This is a genomic window from Methylocystis heyeri (genome assembly GCF_004802635.2).
GTDB classification, from domain to species: Bacteria; Pseudomonadota; Alphaproteobacteria; order Rhizobiales; family Beijerinckiaceae; genus Methylocystis; species Methylocystis heyeri.
Genome location: NZ_CP046052.1, coordinates 2,337,871 through 2,360,917 on the forward strand (window position 1 = coordinate 2,337,871; position 23,047 = coordinate 2,360,917).

The window sequence follows — 23,047 nt, forward strand, 5'->3', positions numbered from 1 at the left end:
GCATGACCGCTAACCCGTCCACCAGAAATTATATGTTCGTTGACGACGCCGCGCGAGTGCTCGGGCGCTTCCGCCAATCGTTTCAGGACGCCATAGCGTTCACGCTGGACTACACGGACTGGCTCTCTACCGGAGATACCGTATTCAGCGCGACTTATACAGTGACGCCAGCGACCACCGAGCCGCTCGGCGTGACGAGCAGTGTTCCGTCCGGCAGCACGTTGAGCTTCGTCCTGTCTGGCGGCGTGCCGGAGACGACTTACAAACTACAAGTCACAGTCACGACCTCGAACAACCAGACCAAGACGAGCACAATCGTCGTGGACATAGACACGTTCGTAGAAGGTGCGACGGCCTCTGGCATCAACCCGACAGACTCAAGCGTGCTGGCGCAGCTTCTTGCCGCGGCTACCTCTGCAGGTAACTCAGCCACGACGGCTAAGTTGTTCGCCGACGACATCGCGCAGATACTCATAATCGTGCAGCAGGCCGAGACTGACTCCGCGCAGGCGCTCACACAAGCTGCGGCGGCAGTCCTAGTCGCCAACCAAGCGAAAACGACTGCCAACGCGACGGAGGCAAACCTAACTGCGTTCGAAGCGCAAGACGCCATCGACGATCAGAACCTCATAACAACCATCATAAATGATTTGCAAACGCTCGTGCTGCCGGGCTCCGGGCTTATCGCTTCGGTTGACGCAACATCCAAGGCTGTGACGTTGGCGTTGGGCTTGTCGAATGGGTCGCTTTCCTCTGCGACGGCGGTTGACGCTGCAAACGACAAAATCGAGATATATTCAGCGGCAGACAACAAGATCGAGAAGACGACGCCGACGGCCCTTGTATCGTCGGTTCTTACCGCGCTGGGTATTTCTGGCGCGGTCATATACACCGCGGGAACTGGCATCGCCATTTCTTCGAGCAATGTTATTTCGCTAGACTCGACATACGCCAACGCCAACTATGGCGACGGAAACCTTATCGTAGGAGATTCCGCTGGGGCGGCTCCGGCAGCAACCATAGGGCGGAACGGCGACTATTTCGAGGACACTACGAACGGATACCAGTATGGACCGAAGGCATCAGGCGCGTGGCCTGCAACGCCCGTCTACAAGCCGACTGCTACAGGGTCGTTCATTCCGAAGGCGTGGGGTGTCGTCGGTAGCGATGGAACCCTTGTCGCCAGCTCAGGAGTTACGAGCGTTTCCCTCAGCGGAGACGCATACACAGTTACCCTAGCGTCTGCCATGGGATCAGCGAACTATGCAGTGCTCACTACGATCATAGAGGGCGCTTACGTGAGCAACGGGTTCATGTCGTCTGGCGGCGCTGGAGCGTATGCGTCCATAAAGGCGGGCCAGACAACAACACAATTCGTCGTCGAGACGTGGAGCTTGTCGCTAGGCAACCCTGCACAGACGAATGCAAATTTCTCGTTCGCCGTATTCGGCAACTAAGGAGAACTGCCATGGCGGAACGAACGGAGCTTGTAGACTTCACCATGCCCGGAAATAAAGAGTCCCAACTGTTTATGCTCGTAGGCTCTCTGGTGGAGCAAGTAAAGGTCTTGCAAGAGGCCGTCAAAGAATTGACATCCGAGCAAGAAAAGTCTAATGTAAAGATGGCTCAGATTGAAGCTATACTTAATCAGGGCCGAGGCATCTGGTGGACACTTGCGGTCCTCGGGTCGCTAAGTCTTCCGGTCATCGGCGCGGCGTCGTGGGTCTACACGAAGGTCTACCTGCCGGTTGCGCACGCCACGAGTTACCCGGAGCGGTAAAATGTTGTCGATAAGCCCCAAAGGCGAAGCCTTCATCAAGTCGTTCGAGCAGTGCAGGCTGGTTGCTTACGCAGACTCCGGTGGCGTCCCCACGATCGGATGGGGACACACGGCGAAGGTGGGAGGCCCTGCGGTCAGGGTCGGACAGCGCATAACGCAGGAACAGGCTGACACGCTATTCAATCTCGACGTAGCCCGGTTCGAGCGCGACGTGAACAAGGTTGTCGCCATGGGCGTCGCCCTCGCCCAGCATCAGTTCGATGCGCTCGTGTCGTTTCACTACAACACCGGCAAGTTGCTATCCCCAAAGTGCAGCATTGTGCGTTTGCTCAAGAAGGGCAAGCATAGCATGGTCCCGGCGGTCATGCTCCAGTATGTCAACGTGAACGGCAAGCCGCTCGTTGGATTGAAGCGCCGCAGGCTGGGGGAAGTCGGGTTGTGGAATATGCCCGACGACGGATACGACGCGCCAGAGCCGGAATACGCGGGTACTGGCGCTATCGTCGATGACGTAACCGGTAAGGGGATATTCAAATCCAAGATCGGCAACAGCGCCATCGGCGGCGCGGTGCTCACGGGAACCGACGCTGCGAACCAGTGGATTACCGACGCGGGTAACACGCTGACGAATTTCGAGGCGACGATTTCCAGCGCCACGCTGGGGAATTCGTCACTCGGAGAAATCCTCGCCAGTGCCGGCGGTCTGGTCGCGACCACGCTGTCCGACCCGAAGGCGCTCAGTCTTACCGTAGTTGCGTTGCTCTGCATCGCCATCTGGTGGTGGCGTTATGAGCATATGGAGGAGAGTCTGATATGAAGAAGGGACTGTATGTCCTCTTTGTTGCCGCCATGGCGGCAACCATATTTGCAGTCGGATGGGTCAAGGGTCTGTCCGAGGGCATGGCTGACAGCCCCGCCAAGGTGGCTGCGAAGCTCGCGGAGGATGCTTCAAAGGAACAGGCGGCATTCGTTACCTCCGAGGTAACGAAGCTGGAGAAGTCTTTGGCGACCTGCACTGCGGAGCTGTCCGCAAAGAACGTCAACGGCCTGTTGCTTCCGCCAATGCCGCAGGAGCCGCTTGCCCCCATGAAGTTCCTCATTCCCGAGGAACGCAGCGAGTCGTCCATGCGCCCGGAACACAAGCAGAAGCTCAGGCCGGCGCATCGGGCGAAGCCCAAGCCGAAGAGGCCAGCAGCGCAACCGGCGGACTTGCCCGCCATCGAAGGAGGACTACCTTGAGCAAACGCCCCAGAGCCGCCAACATTTTCAGCCCTCGCCAGCCCGAGGCCCCGCCGGAAGATGCGAACGATGGCGTTCCGGTCGAAGAGGAGGCGACCGAGGAAACAACCGGAGAAGCGCCCACCGAGTTCGTCGGCGAAATCGAATACCTCGCCCCGGAGCGCATCGTCCACGAAGACGCCGAAGTGCTCGACTACCAGCCGAGCGCAGAAGAACTGGCGGCGATGCAGGCTGCGGAGCTGGAGAGCCTGCCGCCGGACGCATCGGACGACGAAGCGCCGGAGAGCCCCCACGAACGGACGCGACGGCTCGGCGCGGGGTATTTCGAAGACGATGGGCACGAGGAAGCCCCCGACATTCGCCCGGACGACGAACTGCCTGAAATGGCGTTCAAGGCCCCCTCGGACCTCAACGAGCAGCGTCTCGCGGAGTTCCACGCCGGGCGAAAGGCGCGAGACTTCCACAAGACGCGTCATGAGAACGAAGTGGCCCTTGGCGGTCGCATGACGCGCCGAAACACCGACATTCGCGAGCAGTTACCCGACAAGGGTAACGACAGGCATTTCTGAAATACGTGGTAGGCCGGCATGACTGTAACGAACTTCGCAGCCTTCGGCGGTATGATACCGCTAGAGGATATAGCCGACCTACCGCAATCCGCTGCCGGCTTCGCCCGCAATGCGTATCTATATTCGCAAGGCATTGAGGGGTTTCGCGCCCCGACGCTCGTTCATACGCTCAAGTCAACTACCCGCAGCTTCTACCGCATACCGCCCTCTATCGTTGACGGGTCTACGCCCAGCGACGACTACACCGGATCGGTATGGATGGAGTTCCTAAATGACGTTGTGGACGTTATCCCGTCTCCGGTCATTGAGGACAGTTATAAGCGGTATTACATCTTCACGCCCGGCAGCGCCCCGGCATATTCGACGCTCGCGGATATAGTCGCCGGAAATGCGACCCTTACGCTTGGCATTCCGCAGCCCAGCGCCGCGCCAAGCGTATCGACGGGCGGAGTCGGGCCTTACACATTTGCGGTCACTGGCGGCTCCCTTCCGCCCGGACTGGCGCTCAACACGGCAACCGGCGTCATATCGGGAACGCCGACTTCCGCGGGCTCTTACAGCTTCACGGTGACGGCAACGAGCGCCGACGGCTTCGTAGGCTCGCACACATATACGCCGAAGTTCATAGCGGGAGCGTCTGGCACGCTCACAATGTCTCCGACGTATCTACCTGACGGGCAGATAGGGACGATCTACAATCAGTTCGTGAGCGTAGCGAATGGCACATCGCCATACACCTACGCAGTAACGTCCGGCGCATTACCTCCGGGGGTAACACTGGACGCCACGCTCGGCATTCTATATGGCGTCCCGACCACGGCAGGAGCCACGAGCTTCACGATAACGGCGACCGACTCTACAGGGCTCACGGGCTCGCAGACCTACACGCCGAAGATAGTCCCCCTTATGAACGTGACGCTCACGCCAACATCTCTCCCGGACGGAGCGCTCACCGTTGCATATTCGCAATACATCGGCGGCATTGGCGGCACGACGCCCTACACGTATGCTGTAATGTCCGGCACACTACCGGCAGGTCTCACGCTAGATGCTTCGTCCGGCAATCTATCCGGCACGCCGACGGCGACTGGAACATTCCAGTTCACAGTAACCGCGTCGGACTCCGCGGGTCATTCCGGGTCGCAGGCTTACACAATGAATGTGGAGGCCGCCGTATCAGTCGCGCTCACGCCGTTGGCCATACCAAACGGCCAAGTTGGCGTCATCTACAGCCAAACGCTCAGCGCCACTGTCGGGACGCTGACCTATGTCCGCTCGTATCTCTACACCTATGTTTCGAAGTATGGTGAAGAGGGGCAGCCTTCGTCCCCAACGACCGTCACGGGAACTAGCGATGGGTCGTGGACGATCACGGTGACGCCGCCGACATCGGCACAGCTCGCCGGGCGCGCGCTCCAGAACATAAACATTTATCGCACGATCACAGCTTCGGATGGAACGTCAACCTACTATCTGGTGACGACGATCCCCTATTCGCAGACCAGCTACACGGATACAAAACTCGACACGGATATATCAGGCGGGACAATTCTCCCGTCGCTCTATTGGAGCGGACCTCCCAGCGACCTTCAAGGTGCTGTGCTGCTACCGAATGGCATCCTCGCCGGCTGGCGCAACAAATACGAGATTTGGTTTTCGGAAGCGTATCGACCGCATGCGTGGCCCGCAAGCTACTCGATCAACATACCGTATGAGATTGTCGGGCTCGGCGTGACCGGCAACACGATTGTCGTCGTGACGAGAGGTTACCCGTATGCGGTAACTGGCCTTACGCCGGACACTATGACGCCCTCTATGATAACGTCGCTGGAACCGGGCGCATCGAGACTGGCGATTGCGAGCGGCGAGAGCGCGGTGTTCTTCGCGTCCGAAACTGGCATCGTCATGGCGACCGCCGGCGGGACGCAGAACCTCACTCTCGGGTCAATGGGCGCGCATCAGTGGACGGCGCTTAACCCACCAAGCTTCATGATGGTGGGACGAAATACAGCGCTCACTGTTATGCAGCGCGACGCAGCCGCCGCCGACAACGGCATGTTCTACGAGACCAACATAGCCAATGTCGGATGGTCGAGCATTCAGACTGACGCGGCTGTTACGTTCATGCGCTCCGACGCCTACACGTCAGACATTCTCATGGCGTATGGCGGTGGCGTCTATGTTTGGGATGATCGCAGGCATAAAAACTACATGCCGTGGGTTTGGAGGTCGAAGGACATACTCCTGCCGTGGGCGCAGGAATACTACGGCGGTAAGGTTTTCTTCCGGGTTCCGACGTGGCAGGCTTTGACGCTCGGAACGCGCAATACAGACCAGTCGCAGACGTTCGACCCGACCAAACAATACTTACTTCTCCGGGTATGGGGCGACGGAAAACAAATCCTTGTGCGAGAAATACAGGCGACGGGCGAGCTTATCATCTTCCCTGCCGGCTCGAAGTATGACGTTTATAGGTTCCAGCTAGAAGGGCAAGTTACCGTGTTCAATGCGCAGTTCGCTATGAGCGTCAAGGAGCTTCGGCAAGTATGAGCGCGAGCGCATATCCGTCAATCCCGCAACCGGACGGGACGCCATCCGGCAACGCTGCGACGCTTCTCGCGATGAAGCGCGTTGTAGAGTTGCTAGTCGTCAACGCAGGAGGCAACGATACGTCGAGCGGCGCTGCGTTCGCCAATGCAGCGACGGTGGACTCTGTGTTGTCGGGCAACAAGGCGCTCAACACGAAGCAGACAACGCTATCAGGCCAAGTATCTACGCTCACGACGCAGCAAGCCTCTACCACGACGCAGCTCAGCGCGCTCGTTGCGGCGTTGGGCGCGCTCTATGAGCTGTCGGTATCGGTGGATGGCTCCGGCAGTCACACGCTAAATGGCGTTACCACCACGGGTAACGTGGCGTCGATATTCCCGCTAATCATCAACGCCAATGCGTCGATAAACGGTCTTTTGGTCCAAGCGAGGTCTCTATCGCAGGCGGATGCGGCCAGCGGCGTCGGACCTGTTAGCGTGTCGTTAGTGGCTCGCACCGGAGCAAAGGTTGTGATCGCAGCGGCGTATGCTGGCGGCCAGACCGTAAGCTCCGGCAACGTCGTGACACTGGACTTGATCGTTGACGGTACCACGATCAAGCAACAGCCCGTGCCTGTTGTGTCCGGTTCGTCCCTGCCGGCCATTGCATTCGCCGTGGTTGACGGCCCGACGACGACTGGCGTTTCGGCGAAGATAACGCAGACCGGAGCAAACGCGCTCGTCGGGTTGCAGCTTCTTGCGGTCGAGCTGGCGCGATGATCGTTTACAACAATCCCATATTCGATCAAGCCGTGATCGACGAGAGTCAGGCGCACTTCGCGCGCGAGACAGATATGTCCATGGTTCGCGTTGACCCGGTGCGCGGTGTCACGCTCGGGGGCGCTCTATATACAGAATACAACGGTCATTCCGTGCAAATGCACGTCGCCGGCCTCGCTCCGAATTGGCTCAACAGGAAGCTTCTCCGACAAGCGTTCGAGTTTCCGTTCGAGCATTTAAAAGTCAAAAAGATATTCGGGCTCGTAGAAGCAGCAAACACTATTGCGCTTGACTTTGACTTGCATTTAGGGTTTATTGAAGAGGCGCGTATTGGCGACGTTTTTACATCTGGCGACATGGTGGTGCTGGCTATGTATCGCCATAACTGCCGGTTCCTGCCGAAATAGGACGGAGTTACCCTGATGGGTAAGGGCGGAAGCGGAGCGGCCACGGGCGGCGATATGATGTCCGCCTTTGCGAGCATGCAGGCGGCGCAGGAGCAATATGCGCTCGGCATGCAGCAGCTCGATTGGGCGAAGGGCGTTTACAACGACCAGAAGCCATATATGCAGCAGGAAGCGCAAAACCAAATCGACGCGCAAACGCAGTCGAACAACTTCGCGCAGCAGCAGCAGCAGTTCTACACGAACACGTATCAGCCCATGGAGCAGCAGTTCGCCCAGACTGCGCAGAATTGGGACACGAACGCGCGCGAGCAGCAGAACGCCGGAGCCGCCGAGGCTACCACGTCGAGCCAGTTCGATCAGGCGCGCACTGCGGCGCAGAGCCAATTGGAGTCATTCGGCGTCGATCCGAGTTCCACCCGATATGCGGCCCTTGACGTAGGATCGCGTGCGCAGCAGGCCGCAGCGAGCGCCTCTGCGGGCAATACTGCGATCCAGAATACGAAGATGCAGGGGCTCGCGCTCCAGTCGCAGGCGATCAACACCGGGCGCGGCTACCCGTCCGCCATCAACCAGACGACAGGAACCGGGTCCGCTGCCGGCTCGGCTGGCGCGAACACGCTCAATTCGTCGTTCTCGACTGGCGCGAACGCCATGAACGGGGCGTCTACGTGGTTCAACGCCGGCAACAGCGCCATGGCGAACGTCAACAATGCGTGGGGCAACTACAACACCGCGTATCAGGCGGGCCAGAACAGCTCGTCCGGCATCGGTGGCATTCTGGGAACCGTCCTCGGAAGCGTCGCCGGGAAACTCACCTTCGCCGAAGGTGGCGAGGTCCCAGACCAGCCACAAGAGCAGGCCCCGGCGCAGGCTATCGACCGCGGCAGCTTTGCAGGGCACCACGTCCCGGCGGCGGCTTCTCCCACTGGTGGCCGCGCCATTGACGACGTTCCGGCGCGTCTCAATGTAGACGAGTTCGTCATCCCGAGGGACGTTGTGCACTGGGAAGGCGAGAAGGCCATGTATGGGCTTATCGAGAAGGCCCAGAAAGAGCGCGCCCACAAGGAGTCCACCACGCACATTCGCCCCGGAACGATGGCGATACCGCAGGCGGCGTAATTACCCTCTCGGGTAAACAAGGAGGGCAGTATGTCACGTCTCGGGAATGACGTTAAGGACTTTATCGCAGCGTTCACTGCCATGCAGAAGAATGCGCGCGATGACCGCCATCAGCAGATGATGGAGCGTTACTACGCCGCGCTCATAAACAACGCCAATGCCAAGGGCATAAAGCCGGCGCAGGACGCTTACAACGCAGGCTTCAACGGAGCCATACCGCAGGGCAGCTCATCCGGCGGCACGAGCGCGGGCGGCGGCTCCGGTGCGGCCCCCGCAGCACCATCGGCCCCCGCTGGCGGCGGCTCCGGTGCGGCCCCCGCAGCACACGCATCCGGCGGTGGATACAACCCTGCGAATGCCCCGGCGTTCCTTGACGATACGGCGCGTTCGCACGGCATTGACCCTGACTATCTCAAGCGAACGGCGTGGATCGAGAGCAAGTTCAATCCGACCGCGCACGCAGGCAGTTCGTCCGCTGGAGGCATGTTCCAATTCACGAACGACACTGCGCGACAGTATGGGTTGGCAAATAAGAATGACCCACGCGCGAGCGCCGATGCGGCGGCTCGGCTCGCGCACGACAATTCGCTAGTTTTAAGCCGCGACCTCGGCAGAACGCCGACCAATGCGGAGCTTTACCTAGCGCACCAGCAGGGCGCGGGCTCGGCGGCGAGGTTGCTGAACAACCCTAACGCTTCTGCCGTGAGCATTGTCGGTCATGACGCTGTAGTCAACAACGGCGGCAATGCGAACATGACCGCAGGGCAGTTCGCGAACCTCTGGCTTAACAAATACAACTCGCTCGGGGGCGCATCCTCGCCAGCGCAGCAACAGAGGCAGCAGGCCATTGCGACCCCCGATGGCAGCCAACTCGCATCGCCCGCTGCTCCTGCGCCAGCGCAATCTGGGGCAGATTTTAGCGCCGACCCTGCACAGAAACAAAAACAGCGCGAGTTCGACGCTGCACACGGACGCGCGCAGGCTGCGGACGCAGCTCCGACACCGCCGGAGAAGCCGGACGATCTTGCGCAGACAAACGCACCCGACACGCCAACCCCTCCGGCTCGCCCTAACGACCTCTCCCAGAATACCTCTTCGGGTAACTCGCAGCCTGCCCCCGCCCCTGCGCAGCCCCAGCCCCAGCAAGTCGCGTCGAGCGACGACAGCGAAGACCAGATCGCGGACGACGAGGCGGCCATAGACGGCGGCGAATACGCGCGCGGCGGGAAGGTTCAGGCCATCCGCACATTCGCGTCCGGCGGCCCTGTATTCGCCGACGATGACGAGAGCGATGACGAGGAGACCGAGACGCCCGGAGAGCCTGACGAGCCGGAAGGCGTAGAGGCGCAGGAAGCACGTTCTCCGGGCTCGACGATGCGAGCTATCGACACGACGCCAACGCTACCCGTTGGCGCTGCGCAGGGAGCCGCGACGCAGGGCGGTGAATGGAAACCCGCCTCCCTGCCGGACATATTGCAGAGCGTTGGAAGCTGGCTTTCCGAGAAGCTCGGCGGTTTCGGCAAGGGTGCGATTGGCCAGCCGTCGCCGGAAGCCCATGCGATGCTGTCCGGCAAAGACGCAATGCACCCACAGGATATGGCGACCATTGCGCAGATGGTCGATCCGCACAACGAGCTTGAGCACAGCATCCGCATGACGCGCGGGTTGCAGGCGATGTATAACTACTATGCCGCCAACGGCGACCTCAATCATGCGCAGCAGGCGGCGGCGTCCATGCTCAATGGAGCGCGTCTTTCCGCGGCAAAGCTCGGATCGCAGGCCGCCGCCGACATGCAGCACGGGGATACGAGCGGCGCGGTGGACAAGCTTCTCGCCGCAGACAACAGCATTCCAAACGGGCGCGTGACGAAGGCGCAGCCCATGCAGGATGGCACGTATGGCGTCATCCAGACAGACGAACACGGGCATGTGACTTATCAGGGGCGCGTCACCCCGGATATGATCCTTGCTGCCGCCAACGGCCTCGCCAACGGCTCCGAGTTCTGGAAGCAGATGGAGGCCGCAGCAGGCAAGAAATACAGCGCTCCTTCCGGCCCGTCGCAGGCTTATCAAGCCTACATGGGCGGACAGGGGGGAGGAGGGGGCTCCCCGGCTGGGGGCGTGCCGGGTGGAGCCCCCTCCCAACCCTCACAGGCGATTGATACCCAAGGAGGTAACGGCGCGAGCCCAATGGCTATGCCAACTGCCGAGCAGTGGTCCCAGATGACGCCGCATGAACAGAAAGCAATCCTGCAACGCAATCAGATGAACCAATCGCAGATGCAGTATCAGCGACAAGTCCAGCGCGACCAAGCGATTGACACGCGCAATGCGAATGCGGACGCAAGGCAGGCGAGGCAAGACGAACGCCAGAGCCGGCTCGATGCGCAGCACGATGAAGACCGGCAGGCGAAGCTTAACGCCCCGCCGAAGCCCATGAGCGTTGGCGACCGTGGGAAGCTAGGCGAGCAGATACATGCGCACGCAGACGAGCTGGGCACGCAGCTTCCGACCTCGGCGCCATCGGAGTCTCCGGGTGCGCTCACAAAGCCGCAGTTCGACAAGTTGCGGCCACATTTGAGCAGCGTCGCCGGGCAGTTCGCTATGCACAACGAAATGTCTCCAGCGGAGGCCATGGACGCAGCCAATCGGATTTCGTCCGTCAATCCGCACGCCCCTGACCAAAAGCCATATTCAGTCAAGCCCGGAGCCAAGGGCGCAGTCGCTCTCACCATGCAGGACGGGACTGAATACGCCCTGTCCAGACAAGGCTACGCCAGCTTGGAAGCCCTGCGAGCCGAGCGGCTGAAGGTGCTACAGGGAGAGGAACTCGCCCGCCAGAATAGTCCGGGGGCAAAGGCCGGCGCAGCCGTGGAAAGGATCGGCGGGGCCGTCGGAAAGGCCGTTGACGAGACCGTTCACAACCGAGAGGGGCTCGGTCCGACGAACTTCTCTTTCGAACCGATGTGATGCGAAGCCATGGCTGACGATAAGAACACAGATTTCGACCCGAGATGGATGGCTCCTTCGCTTCTCACCACGCCGGAGAAGACAGAGACCGGGGCTAGCCTTCTAGACATTCCGAAAGCCGTTGGCGTTGGAGCCGGCGAGCTGGCGCAACAGGCCATATCCACGGGGCGTTATGGGCTCGCAAAGGCGGGCTTCAACAATGCTGCCGAGGCCGCCCGTGGCGTTGGCGAGCTGGCCGGAGCCGGGACGGAGGCGCTTCGCGGGAGCATTACCCCCGGAGGTAGGCGGGCCATGGACGCCCAGCTTATCCCCGATGCGGACCACGCGAGCGTGTTCGAGTCCCCTGTCTCGACCATGGCGATGAAGGCCGCTGGAGCCGCAGCCCCCGTGGCAGCGTCAATGGCTCTGCCGGAGGCGCGCGCTGCACAGGCCATCGGTGGCGCTGCGTTGCAGACCGGGCAGAACATTGACAGCACATATCGCGCAGCAGACGCAGCGACACAGAACTCTGACCAGAGCCAGCAAGTTGTCGATCAGGCGCTAACCCCCAAGAGCCTTGCGGCGGGAGCTGCGGCTGGCGCGCTTGCTGGCGGCGTGCTCGGTCCCATGTTCCACGGCTCCGGCGGGGCTAATGGCGTTGCGGACACCGCCAAACGTGTCGGCACTGGCGCGCTCGAAGGCGGCGCTGCCATGGGCGTTGCTGGCGCGCAGGGTGACGTTTCGCAGCAGAACGTCGAACAGGCAATCGACCCGTCCCTACCCTATAATTTGAAGCGCACGCTCAAGGCCGGCGTGAATGCGGGGTTTGAGGGTGCTGCGCTTGGCGGCGCGGCAGCAGGCGTGACGGGCAACTCCGGGCGATCCGCAACGAAATACGACAAAGGGGCGACGCCGGACGCGGTGGCCGGAGCCACTCCGGCGCAGGCAAAGCCGCTCATGCTGCCGAGCCCCCTATCCCCCGACGTAGCTCAAGAGGCTGCGCTTGCGTCCGGCAGGGATGCGCCCAGCGTAATCAACCAAGGCGCAGGACAGCAGCCTCTAGGACTTCCCGGCCCAGCCCCAAAACAGGCGATCCCTCTGCCGGAGGGCTTCGCTGGCCGCATGGACCGTCCGCCGGACTACAACGACCCGACGATACTCGACGCCATGGCGCAGCGCCAGAACGGCGAGCAAGCGCCCACGCCAAACCCTGCGTCTTCGGACCAGCCCCTTCCGCCGGATATGGCGCAACGGTTTCAGCGTTCGAACATCGAGAATACGCAGCGTCCGCCGTTGCAGGCACTACCTGCCCCGGAGGCCAAGCGATCCGTTCCGTTTCCCGACAACTACACGGGAAGCACGGAGCGCGCGCCGGAATACAACGATCCGGCCATTCTCGACACGTTGAAACAGAACCAGCGTCCGCCGCTGGAGCCCTTACCCGAACCGGGTAACGAGGCCCCTGCCGGCGTGTCGTCCGACACTCCACTTCCGGCGGGCGTCAACCCGGATGTTATGGCCACGATCCAGAAGGCCGCGAAGCCGGGCGTCGGGTCGAAGGGCGAAGAGGCCATCGCCAAATCCAAGAGCCGCAAGGAGCCCACCCCGGAGCCAGTCAAAGAGGCAACCACCGAGGCATCCCAAGAGCCCGTGCGCGAGTCCCGCGTTCTGCGTGACGTTTCGGACGAGGCGGTTGCACGCGATCAGTCCATTCAGGAAGAGAACAACGCCACCGTTCGCGAGAACTTGCAGGGTATGGAGCCCAAGCCCGAGGCGGGTTCCGGTGCCGGCCACAGGACCAAAGCCGAGAAAGAGGCGCGCGCGAACAATAACGCCGTCGCTGATAAGGTTGTGGAGAAGTTCAAGCCGAAGGAAAACGAGACCGCTGGCCAGCGTAAAGACCGCGCTGCGCAGATGGTCAAGACCGCACTAGAAGAGGGTTGGAAGAAGCCGGGCACGGTCAAGGATACGAACCTTGCCGATCACGGGCACAGCCCCGCGTCCATGTTGCTGACAGAGGCGCAGCGGCTCATAAGCAAGAGCAAAAACGCCTCTGACACGCACTTCGATATGTCGGAACGCCTTCTCCGCGCCGGCACGCCGGAGGACATAAAGTCGTATTTAGACATGCGCCGGCAGCAGGGACAGGATGTCATGGCTGCGCGGAACGGCGTGAAGACGCAAGCCGAGCGCGAGGCTTCGCTGGGGCATTCGGAAGAGGTCGCCGACAGGCCACAAACCACAGAGTCCGAGTTTCACGAGACGCCCGAGCCAGAGACCGTATCCGAGCGCCGGGCAGCGGAGGCCCAGCATGAAGCCGAGGCAAAAGCCCAGCGCGAAAAAACGGCGCAAGACCGGGCGGCACTCCCTCCTACCGAGGGAGGTATTGCTGGCGAGAGCAAAGCTGGCACGTTCAAAGTTGAGACCGTGAAACGTCGCAGCGTTACCCCTCCGGGTAAGGCAAAGGTGCTCGACGCGATCAAAGCCAAGACGGAACCCAAGCTCGAAGGGAAGGAAGGCGTAGCGAGAGCGCGCCTCGACGTTAACACAAACCCTACCGAGGCCCAGAAGCGGGCCGGAAACTACGCGAAGGGACACGTCAAGTTCGAAGAACACCCCGTAGCGATTGAGAACCCGAAGGGCTCCGAGCGTTCCGGCGTAGACACGAACGGCGAGCCATGGTCGCACACCATGCCGACGGACTACGGCTATATCAAAGGGACGAAGGGTCACGACAAGGACGCGGTGGATGCGTTTATCGGGCCGCACGGTGAGACCGGCAAGGCGTATGTCATCAACCAACGCGACCTCTCGACGGGCGCACTTGACGAACATAAGGTTGTGTTCGGCACGCGATCCGTTGCGGAGGCAAAGGCGCTCTATGACAAGTCGTTTGGCGATGGCACTGGCCGGGCTCGCAGGCACTCTATAGCCGAGGTAACGCCGGACCAGCTAAAGCATTGGCTTCGTCATGGCGACATGAACAAGCCGTATGCGCCGCACGGAAGCATATGGTCTGCCGCAGGCACACATACGTTCGTACCGACGCACTCAACGACGCTTAGAGAAATGCTGCCGAAGCTTGCGCTACAGCGCCGCAAAGATGGCAGCATACAATCGTATATAGCGAGGCAGTTGCGGCATATCGTCGGCGATACTCCCGTGCATATCGTGGACGAGTCTGCAATCAGCGCCATGCGTTATGACACCGTGGGGCATTACGATCCCATGCACGGCCATATAGTGGTGAGGGCGACTGGCGACGCGGCCAAGTTGACGCATCGTGTTTTACACGAGGCTGTCCACGCCGCTACATGGCTTAAAATATACAAATCGAAGCGCCTGCAAGATACGCTGCGCAGCATAATGGACGACATACGCGAAGAGACGCCAAACCACTACGGCATGACGAACCCCCATGAGTTTATCGCAGAGGCGTTCGGAAACGAAGAGTTTCAGAATATGCTGGCTGCGTCGCCAATATCCGACGCACTGGCTGCGAAGCTCGGGCTGGGGGCTGACGCGAAACGGACAATGTGGCAGGCCGTAACGGATTTTGTCCGCAGGATCGTCGGGCTACAACCGCATGTGCATACGGCGCTAGACGCCATAATGCGCGTTTCAGAACGTATGAAGCAAGGCGATTTCGACGCCGAGCATCCGCACGTTGAGAGCTTGCGCGATAGATTTGTGGCGCACCTAAAGGACGTTGAAGAAGTTCGAGACACCGCGCACGCCCAGCGCACGGCGCGACAAGTCGTGGATGATCTTGTCAACCGGATCGACGCTGCCGGGCGGGGCAAAGACCTCTCGCACTTCATGAAGACGCAGGCCGCGCAGCTCATGACCGGCCGTCAGCTCTACCAGATGACCCGGCACAAGACGGGGGAAGTGTTCTCAAGGGCGCATGAGGCCCTCAACGATGCTGCGGCGCGCATGGACACGCGCATGAAGCATCTGTTCGCCCCCGCATATGACATGGCGCGCGACGTTGCGGCCATGAGCAAGAAATACATGGGCGAGGACTGGCAGAATTATCTGGACCTTACCGACCGAGCGCAGCGCTACAACGTGCATCCAGACGTTGGGCTCGGCGACGCAAAGAACCGACACCTTGATTTGAGCCGCGAGAACACGAAGAAGGGCGACGAAGCCGCTGGCGCATTCATAAACTGGCAGGGTCGGTCCAAGCACGCTGAACTCGCGGCGCAATACAAGGCCCTGCCGGAAGAGCTGCAGAAGTTCTGGAATAGAACGCAGGACTTCTACGCAGAGCAGGCCAAGGGCGCAAAGGACGCAACGCTGTCCAAGATGCTCAACGGGACCGACTTACCGCCGGAGGTAAAGGCGAGCGCCAAGGCCGGTAAGGTGATGCTCGACGACACGAACGAGAAATACCACGGCGTCTTAAAAGCCACGAACAACGTCCACACAGCGTTCAAGCAGACAGGCCCCTATGCGCCGTCCTATCGCCGTGGTGACTGGATCACGCACGGCGAGCTGAAATACGCCAAGCCGACGGATGGCAAGCTCATAGACAAGCACACCTACGAGTTTGACACTCGTGAGGCGGCGCACAAATACGCTACGAGTTTGGACCTTCCGACCTCGCACAAGACGGCATACTATGACTCGCTCACTGGCGAGCGATCCACCTATGAGGGGGCAATCTCACGCGAGGGTGAGCCCATCGGGAAGTATCACGTCAAGGTAAATCCGCGCGTTTTCGAGGCCCATGAGACGCAACGCGCTGCCGGCGCACACCGGCAGGAAATGCTGGACAGCGGCAAGTTCGCCGACGTGCAGGAGGTCCAGAAACGCAACGATACCGTTGACGCCGGGCTTGAAATCTCAACGCCGCAGATGCAGGCCCTCATAGACAATGTGAGAAACTATGGCAGCCTCGGCGATAATGATCGCGCCGAGATATCGAAAGCTATTTCAGAAGCGGCTGTTACCATGTATCCCGGCAATCGCTTCGCCAAGCGCATGTTGGGTAAGGGCCACACTCTCGGGCGTGACGAGGACATGGCGCGAGACTTCCTTGACTATGGGCGGTCGCTTTCATCGTATAGGGCTAAGGGAGAGTTCGCGCCGGAGATAAACCAGCACCTAGAGACCATGCGGAAGGATATAGACGCCAGCCGTTACCACGACAGCGTTACCGACAAGCAGGAAGTCTTCAAGAGCATCAAAGAGCGCCTTGGCCACATTGACACAGGCGCGCTCGGCGGCGACCTCAACCCGATCGTGCGCGACGCCATGCTCTTGACGGGGCTCAAGCGCATGGCCAGCATTGGCCACGTCCTCATTCATATGGCGCACCCGTTCCAGATGTCGCTGCCCGTCCTTGCGTCGCGTCATGGCATGCGCGCTGCGGGCGAGATTGGCCGCGTCTACAAAGACGTATCAGCGCTGGACATTCTCAAGGAAGGCGGCGCAGGGTTCAAGCGCCTCATATCTGACCCGAACGCGCGGGCGACGAACTTCCTCACGACTGTAAGAGAGAGGCTCAGCAACCAGAAAGACGGGCGCGATCTAAACCGCATGCTCGACGCGCTCGTTGAGTCGGGGCACATCCACCCCGACAACATGTTTGACTTCACGAAATCTACCCCAGAGGGTAACGCTGCGCAGCGCGCTCTATACAGGGTGGACAACGCATTCCGTGAAATCTCTGGCGCGGCTGAAATGGTCAACCGCATGGTTGACGCGATTGCAGCGTATCGCCTAGAGCGCTCTGCCGGTCATTCGCACGCCGAGGCTGTGAAGTATGCACAGGATACGGTAGCGTCTACACAGGGGCTTTATTCGGCGGCTAACCGCATACCGCTCGCCAAGAGCCAACTCGGTCGCATGGCGTTCCAGTTCAAGGGCTATGCACAGAACGTCATGGCATTGCTCGCCGAGAGCATGAACACGGCGCTGCACGACGTTGACCCTGCCACGCGCAAGGAAGCGTGGAAGCGCCTCGCCTATGTAACGGCGACCTCTGGCGTGCTCGGCGGCGTCGTCGGGCTTCCGCTCGCAATGGACATGGCGAAGGTCGCCTTGATAATGGCGAACGCTGTAGGCGTGACCAACTACACATACGGCACGTTCGAGGACGATCTACAACAAAAGATCGCGAGCATGGTTGGCGGCGAAGGCGCGAACGTCATCATGCACGGCGCGGGCGAGGCCGTCGGACTAAACGTCGGACACAGACTCGGCGCGGGAGGTCTACTGTTCGGCGAGCCGAGCGGATATGGCGCTGGCGACCTCATGCAATATTTCGCCGGGAACATCTTCGGCGCTCCGACGCAAGCCATGTTCGAAACCGCCGAGGGCGCAAAGAACGTCATGGAGGGCAAGATCTATGACGGGCTCGCGAAGATATCGCCAATCAAACAGGTCGAGGACACGTTCAAGGCTATCGGGCTCTACGCAGAAGGGAAGCAGACGAAGCGCGGAAATCAAGTGGCCCCGCCCGCATCCCTGCCGGCTGCAACGCTACAGGCCATCGGGCTCCAGCCATCAAGCATCGCAAATGCGCAGGCGGCAACCGCTCACATGCGCGAACGGCAGCTCCGCGACAGCAAGAGGCGGCAGGAGCTTATTGAACGGCTTGCGCATCCCAAGGGCGATCTGGCTAGAACAATTCAGGAGCGGGTTGAATGGAACAGGCTGCACCCAGACAACCGAATCACGGATGCGCATGTTGCAAATGCGCGCAAGACCAAGGAGACGACGCTCGGCCAGCAAGTGAACAAGCGCAACAAGTCCGAGATAGAGACCTACAAGCGCGCCTACGGGATAACTCCATAGACGAAGCGGCACTCGATACCGCAGACAAAATAATGTGGGCACTCATCAGCCTTCCGTTCGATGCAGCATACAGCCGCAAGAAAGCCACGGTGCAAGTCATCGTGAGAGATACGATGAAGCAGCTATTTGGGAGTTTGTGACATGGCCAGAGACTACGCAAAAGAATATCGGGACTATCAGGGCACTCCCGCCCAGATAAAGAAACGCTCAGAGCGCAACCACGCCCGCCTTGAGGCTGAAAAGAAACTCGGAAAGGCCGCCATCAAGGGCAAGGACATTGGGCACAAAAAAGCTCTGGACAATGGCGGCTCGAACTCTGCGAGCAATACCAAAGTCCAGAGCGTCAAATCAAACCGCGGCTGGCGTGCCGGTCGCAAGGGATACTCTGTCCCTAACGTCTGATTACCCTTCGAGGTAATGCCGAAAAATGACGTGCATTACAAGGAACCCTAGACCGGCAGCCGCCCCCACTATGGCTGCCGCTACCGTAAACAGAATGTCTGCTATTATTGATCGCATGGCGGCGACACCTTTCTTCTCACGATGATTTCATAACCGAGCACGTCTAGGACTGCTTCCAGCGTTATTATCGACGGCCCGCGCTTTCCGACTGCCCACCGGCGCAGCATATCACGGTTCACGCCGGCCTTCTCGCATATGACTTCCAAGCTCATAGGGCTTGTTCTGGCCGCGTCTACGGCGAGCGCTACGAACCTATGAACGCTTACGCCCGGAGCTACTCGTATGCTTGTGCGCAACCTACACATTACTTCGCGACCTTACGTAGTATAAGTTCGTAACCGAGCGCATTTAGAACGGCCTCTATGTTGGCCAACGTCGGGCTGCACGATCCGCGCTTCCAATGGCTAATGAGACTGGCGTCGATCCCAGCCATCTTGGCTACGGAAACAACAGTTTTTGATTTCTTGCGCGCCTCTCCTAGCGCGAAGCGAATGAATGGGTGCACTGCGGGGTGGGGTGATTTCTCTGGCACAATCAGTCCTCCCGAAACCCAAGCCACACCGGAAAGCGTGGGACGCCCTTTTTAGAAAGCTCCTGATATTTGAACGTGATTACCCTGCCGGGTAACTGGTCACGAGAGGACCAATATTCGGCGCGCTGGTCATCAGTAAACCCCGACCCTACTTCGAACGTGACGCCGAAGAACTGCACTTTGAGAGCGCCGAGGGTTCCTCCCGGCACGAGGCCCTCTTTCTTTTTGGATCGCTTGGTGTGTCCGATGGCGTCTTTGGTCGCTTCGTTCTCATTCAGCATAAGCTCTACTGACCCAACGATGGTAGCCTCTGCGTCATACCAGCGTTTGTATTTCATCAGCGCACCCTCTTTGAGAGTGCTCCTGCCTAGCTTGTATCCTGCTTCTGGATTGCGCAGCATAATACCCTCATAGCCTGCCTGCGCGCAGTATTCCTCTGCGGCGATAAGCTCCATAAGGTTTGCAATCTCCCACTGGTCAACAATCTTTACCCATGGCGGTAGCTTGTAAGATTGTAGCTCTGTGAGGCGCTCGCGAAACGGTATGTTGGCGTAGGCTAGGTCGAACACATGATGCTCAAAGTTCGACACAGCGTCGCGCGACATGACGATTGATTGCACGCCGTTAAAGTCCTTACCCGGAACCATCAGCTCGCCATCAAGCAAAGTCAGAGGAAACACCCTATGAGCTTCTCTGAATATGTTGTATATGTGGCGGTTTGGAATTTCCTCAAACTTTCTGGACATAGGAGCCCCATCGTCGGCTGCGGCGATGCACCTTATTCCGTCCAGCTTGGGCGAAGCGATAAGAGGATATGTGAGGTCGTCGAAATTGTCGAGCGTTGCGGCGAGCATGGGTTTCATGGGGGCTCCTAGATCGGTTTTTCAGGGTCGCGACAGAATTTGCGGAAGGGCTCGGCGGACATTTCCGCCGTGTCGATTTTGAATACGCGCACGTTCGAAATGGCTAAGCGCGTGCCGGTCCCGAGTGCGCCTACCGAACGATCCGCCCGGAGCAGATTACCGGCGGAGGTAAGAAACACGGTTATGGGGATGCGTTTCTGCCCCAGCCATTTCTCAAGCTCGCTCTCGTCTATAAGGATTATGCCGCGGTCGCCGGGGGCAGTCTCGTATTTAATCTGGACGCCGAGCCGGTCTACGCGCTGCGGGTCTTCGAATAGCTTCAACGGTTTGGGGCGACCACGCGCTTTAAGGTTTATCTGGTCGGTATGGATCGTCCTACGGCTGGCCATATCCGCGAGGAACTCGGACATGATGGTTATGATCGACTGGATATTCATGAGGTCGTTCGCCGCGATCTTACGCGCCGCGCGCATGCGATCGAACTCGTCTGTCAGGAACGCCCTCATAGATGGTAGGTTGAATTTTGTGAGCCCGAGCTGGTTAGCGTAGGCGGCTCCGGCCAGCGTTATGACCATGGCGCTAACCCAGAACCGTTCTTCGCCAGTCGCTCCGAGCTTGTCAGCAAAGCTGTTCATCCGCTCCGCTACTTGAGCGCGAACGGATGCGGCATTAGCGCCTAAAAACTTCGCGTAGACCTCGCCCGCGCGCCCGTAGTTGGTTTCGAGCTGCGATATTTTCTGCGCCATTGCTGACGGTGTTATGCTCGGCGCGAACGGGCGCGTTTGATACTCAAACACGCGAACATTGCCGGCCACAGTCCCCTTAGTCGTCTCCGTTAGCGCTGCGACGATTGTATCGTTTGACGCATAGACCAGCATCGTGTCCCACGTCGGCGTTTCCTGTTGCTTCGCAGCCGCAGAAAGACGCGCCTTGCCCTTGCCGGATGTCAACCTAAAGAGGGTGCTCGTGAAGTTCGTAACTTCATCATGCGTCTTCAACTCGTCGTAGTAGACCGGCAGGGAGTTTAGTTCTGCCGCCTTTTGGATGGTGGCGTTCATCGTGTCGTCGAGCCCTTGCAGACCGCGCCGGGGATGGCCCCATACTGCTTGAGCGATCTTTAGCGCCGTGGACTTGCCTAGACCAGACTCCGGTGAGAATGTTCCCAGCGCGACGCCGCCCTCGCCTGTGAACCTCATGAGCGGGGCTGCGAACGCCGACGCGATAATCACTGCACGGTCTTGGCAGTTGTCTGCGATTATGGCCGCTGCGGCGTCCTTCCACGGCTCTATTACCCCAGCCGGGTAATACTGCTTTACCAGCTCCTCGCTCGGGCGCGGAGCAAGCCCCGGATTTTTGGTCGAGTATTGTAGCCCGGCGTAGGAGAACCCTAGCGGAGCGTCCGCCTTGTCCTTGTCGCCCATAGTGTGCCACCCGAACGGAACGCCAGTAATGACGGTCTCGGCGGCAGTCTTGAGGTTGTGGAGCCAGTCTCTCATGAATGCCTCGGTATCTTTGCCCTCGCTCAGAAAGAGCCCCTGCCCCGCCAGCGGCCCTCTTGGGGATGATCCGCCAGCTTCCTTGACGGATACGCTACCCTGCGTGGGCTTGCCGCCGATAGTCGTCATGAAGTTGAATATGAGGCCGTCCGTGCCCCTGGAAATCCAAGCCTCGAAGATGACGCCCTTGAACACGTTGATGCGCTTGGTCTCAGCGTCGCCGTCGTCATTCTCAGATGTTCGTTCGGCTGTGACGATCCCGGTTTGAGGGTTCACCCGCCCTCCTGCCGGCAGGAATGGGTTTAGTTTGAGGGCGATGGTTTCAAGCGAGTAATCCCGCTTGACTTCTTCTTCGGCTTGCCTTACCGCTTCGGGTAATGGGGCCTCGGGCGGCATGGCAATTGTGTCGCCGAGCTTTAGCGGTGAGGTCTCAAGCTCGAAATGGGGGCAAGTCTGACATTCGTCCGCGCCCGTGTCGCGAATGGCATGGCACGACGGAAAACCGACGCGGTGCGTGCCTTCGTCGCGCTCTTTGAGGCGGCGCGTTATCTCGGCTTGAGTCTCTGTATCGGTGTATTGCGCATGGCCGTTTGACAGCCTGTGCGCTGTAGCTTCTGGGTTCTCGCAGAACGAGGCGACTAGGACGGCTTGCGACCATTGGGGGTTGTCGCGCCCAACGCCTCCAGTAGCAAGCTGGTTAGAAATCCAAGGGCACTCAACTGCAACCTTGTCGATGTCTCGCAGCCCGGCAGCCTGGAAATAGTTTCCACCAAGAACATCAGCGTTCCCGATACCGAGCGCCTCTCGCACTCTGTCAGCGACACCGGCTCGCTTGTAGGGCGCGAGTGCGTTGTGCATGTCTTGGAGCGCAATGTCCTGTTCCTCTAGGTAGATGATCGTGACGGGCTTGTTGACGCCCGGCTTGTTGTTCATCGTCCCCGGCACGCGAAGGATGCGCACGCCGTCTATGGTAACGCCACGGTCGAACTTTATGCCCGCGCGATCCGCCCAATCAATGAGTGCTTCGGATAGCGAGCGCCACTCCATGTAATCGAGCAGCGCGTCAAGCACCCAATATGCATGGATGCCTCCCGAACCGGAGCCAACTATCACGGTCGGGCGCGGGAGCTGGTAGTTGTCCACAGCTTCGTATAGCGCCGCTATGGCGACCTCTTGTGAAGGATACCCCTTCTCTTTTACGTCAATGTCCATGTAGAGGCACTTCGACTTTGCGAAGGTCTCCAGCGTGCGCTTTGCAGATTTGAACGCTTGGCCTGTTTTGGACGATTGCCTTTCGTCGTAGCCCTTTTGCGATGCAAGCGACACATACACGTTGTTCCCCGGCCTCTGCCGGAACCGACGCACAACCTTTAAGGCTTCATCGGCAGTAAGCCCCGGATATCCGAATGCCCCCTTCCCATTTTCTTTATTGAACACCCCGACGAAGTGCTCTCCGTCTAAGGGGAGCACTCTCTCCAAATATAGCTGCGCGCCCTCTGCCATTCCCAAGCCCAAG

General features: G+C 59.7%; 16 protein-coding genes. 12 read left to right on the forward strand and 4 right to left on the reverse strand.

Annotated elements, in window-relative coordinates; all coding sequences use genetic code 11:
- The first annotated feature begins 2 nt into the window (after positions 1-2).
- The 12 genes from H2LOC_RS10690 to H2LOC_RS10745 all read left to right on the forward strand — a co-directional run bounded on the left by H2LOC_RS10690 (position 3) and on the right by H2LOC_RS10745 (position 18,580).
- On the forward strand, positions 3-1,457 hold the full coding sequence (locus H2LOC_RS10690; protein ID WP_136496379.1) for a phage fiber-tail adaptor protein: 1,455 nt from the start codon (positions 3-5) through the stop codon (positions 1,455-1,457).
- A gap of 11 nt (positions 1,458-1,468) precedes the next feature.
- The gene (locus H2LOC_RS10695; RefSeq protein ID WP_136496380.1) at positions 1,469-1,780 is read left to right on the forward strand and encodes a hypothetical protein; all 312 of its coding nucleotides are present in this window, start codon (positions 1,469-1,471) and stop codon (positions 1,778-1,780) included.
- Position 1,781: 1 nt separating this feature from the next.
- A complete protein-coding gene (locus H2LOC_RS10700; protein ID WP_136496381.1) occupies positions 1,782-2,597 on the forward strand; it encodes a lysozyme in 816 nt (271 codons plus the stop codon).
- A complete protein-coding gene (locus tag H2LOC_RS10705) occupies positions 2,594-3,019 on the forward strand; it encodes a hypothetical protein (RefSeq protein ID WP_136496382.1) in 426 nt (141 codons plus the stop codon). The genes H2LOC_RS10700 and H2LOC_RS10705 overlap by 4 nt, the downstream gene beginning before the upstream one ends.
- Positions 3,016-3,588, forward strand: coding sequence for a hypothetical protein (locus H2LOC_RS10710; RefSeq protein ID WP_136496383.1), 573 nt, complete (start codon positions 3,016-3,018; stop codon positions 3,586-3,588). The genes H2LOC_RS10705 and H2LOC_RS10710 overlap by 4 nt, the downstream gene beginning before the upstream one ends.
- An 18-nt stretch (positions 3,589-3,606) precedes the next feature.
- A complete protein-coding gene (locus tag H2LOC_RS10715) occupies positions 3,607-6,138 on the forward strand; it encodes an Ig domain-containing protein (RefSeq protein ID WP_136496384.1) in 2,532 nt (843 codons plus the stop codon).
- The gene (locus H2LOC_RS10720; RefSeq protein ID WP_136496385.1) at positions 6,135-6,896 is read left to right on the forward strand and encodes a hypothetical protein; all 762 of its coding nucleotides are present in this window, start codon (positions 6,135-6,137) and stop codon (positions 6,894-6,896) included. Before H2LOC_RS10715 ends, H2LOC_RS10720 begins: the two co-directional genes overlap by 4 nt.
- Entirely contained in the window at positions 6,893-7,303 is a 411-nt protein-coding gene (locus tag H2LOC_RS10725) for a hypothetical protein (protein ID WP_136496386.1), read from the forward strand. The genes H2LOC_RS10720 and H2LOC_RS10725 overlap by 4 nt, the downstream gene beginning before the upstream one ends.
- 15 nt (positions 7,304-7,318) lie before the next feature.
- Entirely contained in the window at positions 7,319-8,422 is a 1,104-nt protein-coding gene (locus H2LOC_RS10730) for a hypothetical protein (protein WP_136496387.1), read from the forward strand.
- A gap of 30 nt (positions 8,423-8,452) precedes the next feature.
- Positions 8,453-11,392, forward strand: a complete 2,940-nt coding sequence (locus H2LOC_RS10735) for a transglycosylase SLT domain-containing protein (protein WP_136496388.1) — start codon at positions 8,453-8,455, stop codon at positions 11,390-11,392.
- A gap of 9 nt (positions 11,393-11,401) precedes the next feature.
- The gene (locus H2LOC_RS10740; RefSeq protein WP_136496389.1) at positions 11,402-18,178 is read left to right on the forward strand and encodes a PLxRFG domain-containing protein; all 6,777 of its coding nucleotides are present in this window, start codon (positions 11,402-11,404) and stop codon (positions 18,176-18,178) included.
- Between the two features lie 141 nt (positions 18,179-18,319).
- Complete coding sequence (locus H2LOC_RS10745; protein WP_136496390.1) at positions 18,320-18,580, forward strand: HNH endonuclease; 261 nt, start codon at positions 18,320-18,322, stop codon at positions 18,578-18,580.
- Positions 18,581-18,684: 104 nt separating this feature from the next.
- Here H2LOC_RS10745 and H2LOC_RS22095 read toward each other — a convergent pair whose 3' ends face one another.
- From H2LOC_RS22095 to H2LOC_RS10760, 4 genes are read right to left on the reverse strand one after another with little or no spacing between them, the layout of a single operon-like run.
- On the reverse strand, positions 18,685-18,945 hold the full coding sequence (locus H2LOC_RS22095) for a helix-turn-helix domain-containing protein (RefSeq protein WP_425487294.1): 261 nt from the start codon (positions 18,943-18,945) through the stop codon (positions 18,685-18,687).
- Entirely contained in the window at positions 18,945-19,199 is a 255-nt protein-coding gene (locus H2LOC_RS22100) for a helix-turn-helix domain-containing protein (RefSeq protein WP_425487295.1), read from the reverse strand. The genes H2LOC_RS22095 and H2LOC_RS22100 overlap by 1 nt, the downstream gene beginning before the upstream one ends.
- Positions 19,175-20,035, reverse strand: a complete 861-nt coding sequence (locus tag H2LOC_RS10755; protein ID WP_136496392.1) for an ATP-dependent DNA ligase — start codon at positions 20,033-20,035, stop codon at positions 19,175-19,177. The genes H2LOC_RS22100 and H2LOC_RS10755 overlap by 25 nt, the downstream gene beginning before the upstream one ends.
- Positions 20,036-20,043: 8 nt before the next feature.
- Positions 20,044-23,034, reverse strand: a complete 2,991-nt coding sequence (locus H2LOC_RS10760; RefSeq protein WP_136496393.1) for a DUF927 domain-containing protein — start codon at positions 23,032-23,034, stop codon at positions 20,044-20,046.
- Between the last annotated feature and the right edge of the window lie 13 nt (positions 23,035-23,047).

Bases quoted from the DNA above. Each gene is read 5' to 3' on its own strand.
- H2LOC_RS10695 (WP_136496380.1), top strand. From the start codon at position 1,469: ATGGCGGAACGAACGGAGCTTGTAGACTTCACCATGCCCGGAAATAAA.
- H2LOC_RS10690 (WP_136496379.1), top strand. From the start codon at position 3: ATGACCGCTAACCCGTCCACCAGAAATTATATGTTCGTTGACGACGCC.
- H2LOC_RS10755 (WP_136496392.1), bottom strand. From the start codon at position 20,035: ATGAAACCCATGCTCGCCGCAACGCTCGACAATTTCGACGACCTCACA.
- H2LOC_RS10725 (WP_136496386.1), top strand. From the start codon at position 6,893: ATGATCGTTTACAACAATCCCATATTCGATCAAGCCGTGATCGACGAG.
- H2LOC_RS10715 (WP_136496384.1), top strand. From the start codon at position 3,607: ATGACTGTAACGAACTTCGCAGCCTTCGGCGGTATGATACCGCTAGAG.
- H2LOC_RS10735 (WP_136496388.1), top strand. From the start codon at position 8,453: ATGTCACGTCTCGGGAATGACGTTAAGGACTTTATCGCAGCGTTCACT.
- H2LOC_RS10740 (WP_136496389.1), top strand. From the start codon at position 11,402: ATGGCTGACGATAAGAACACAGATTTCGACCCGAGATGGATGGCTCCT.
- H2LOC_RS10760 (WP_136496393.1), bottom strand. From the start codon at position 23,034: ATGGCAGAGGGCGCGCAGCTATATTTGGAGAGAGTGCTCCCCTTAGAC.
- H2LOC_RS10705 (WP_136496382.1), top strand. From the start codon at position 2,594: ATGAAGAAGGGACTGTATGTCCTCTTTGTTGCCGCCATGGCGGCAACC.
- H2LOC_RS10730 (WP_136496387.1), top strand. From the start codon at position 7,319: ATGGGTAAGGGCGGAAGCGGAGCGGCCACGGGCGGCGATATGATGTCC.
- H2LOC_RS22095 (WP_425487294.1), bottom strand. From the start codon at position 18,945: ATGTGTAGGTTGCGCACAAGCATACGAGTAGCTCCGGGCGTAAGCGTT.
- H2LOC_RS10700 (WP_136496381.1), top strand. From the start codon at position 1,782: ATGTTGTCGATAAGCCCCAAAGGCGAAGCCTTCATCAAGTCGTTCGAG.
- H2LOC_RS10720 (WP_136496385.1), top strand. From the start codon at position 6,135: ATGAGCGCGAGCGCATATCCGTCAATCCCGCAACCGGACGGGACGCCA.
- H2LOC_RS10745 (WP_136496390.1), top strand. From the start codon at position 18,320: ATGGCCAGAGACTACGCAAAAGAATATCGGGACTATCAGGGCACTCCC.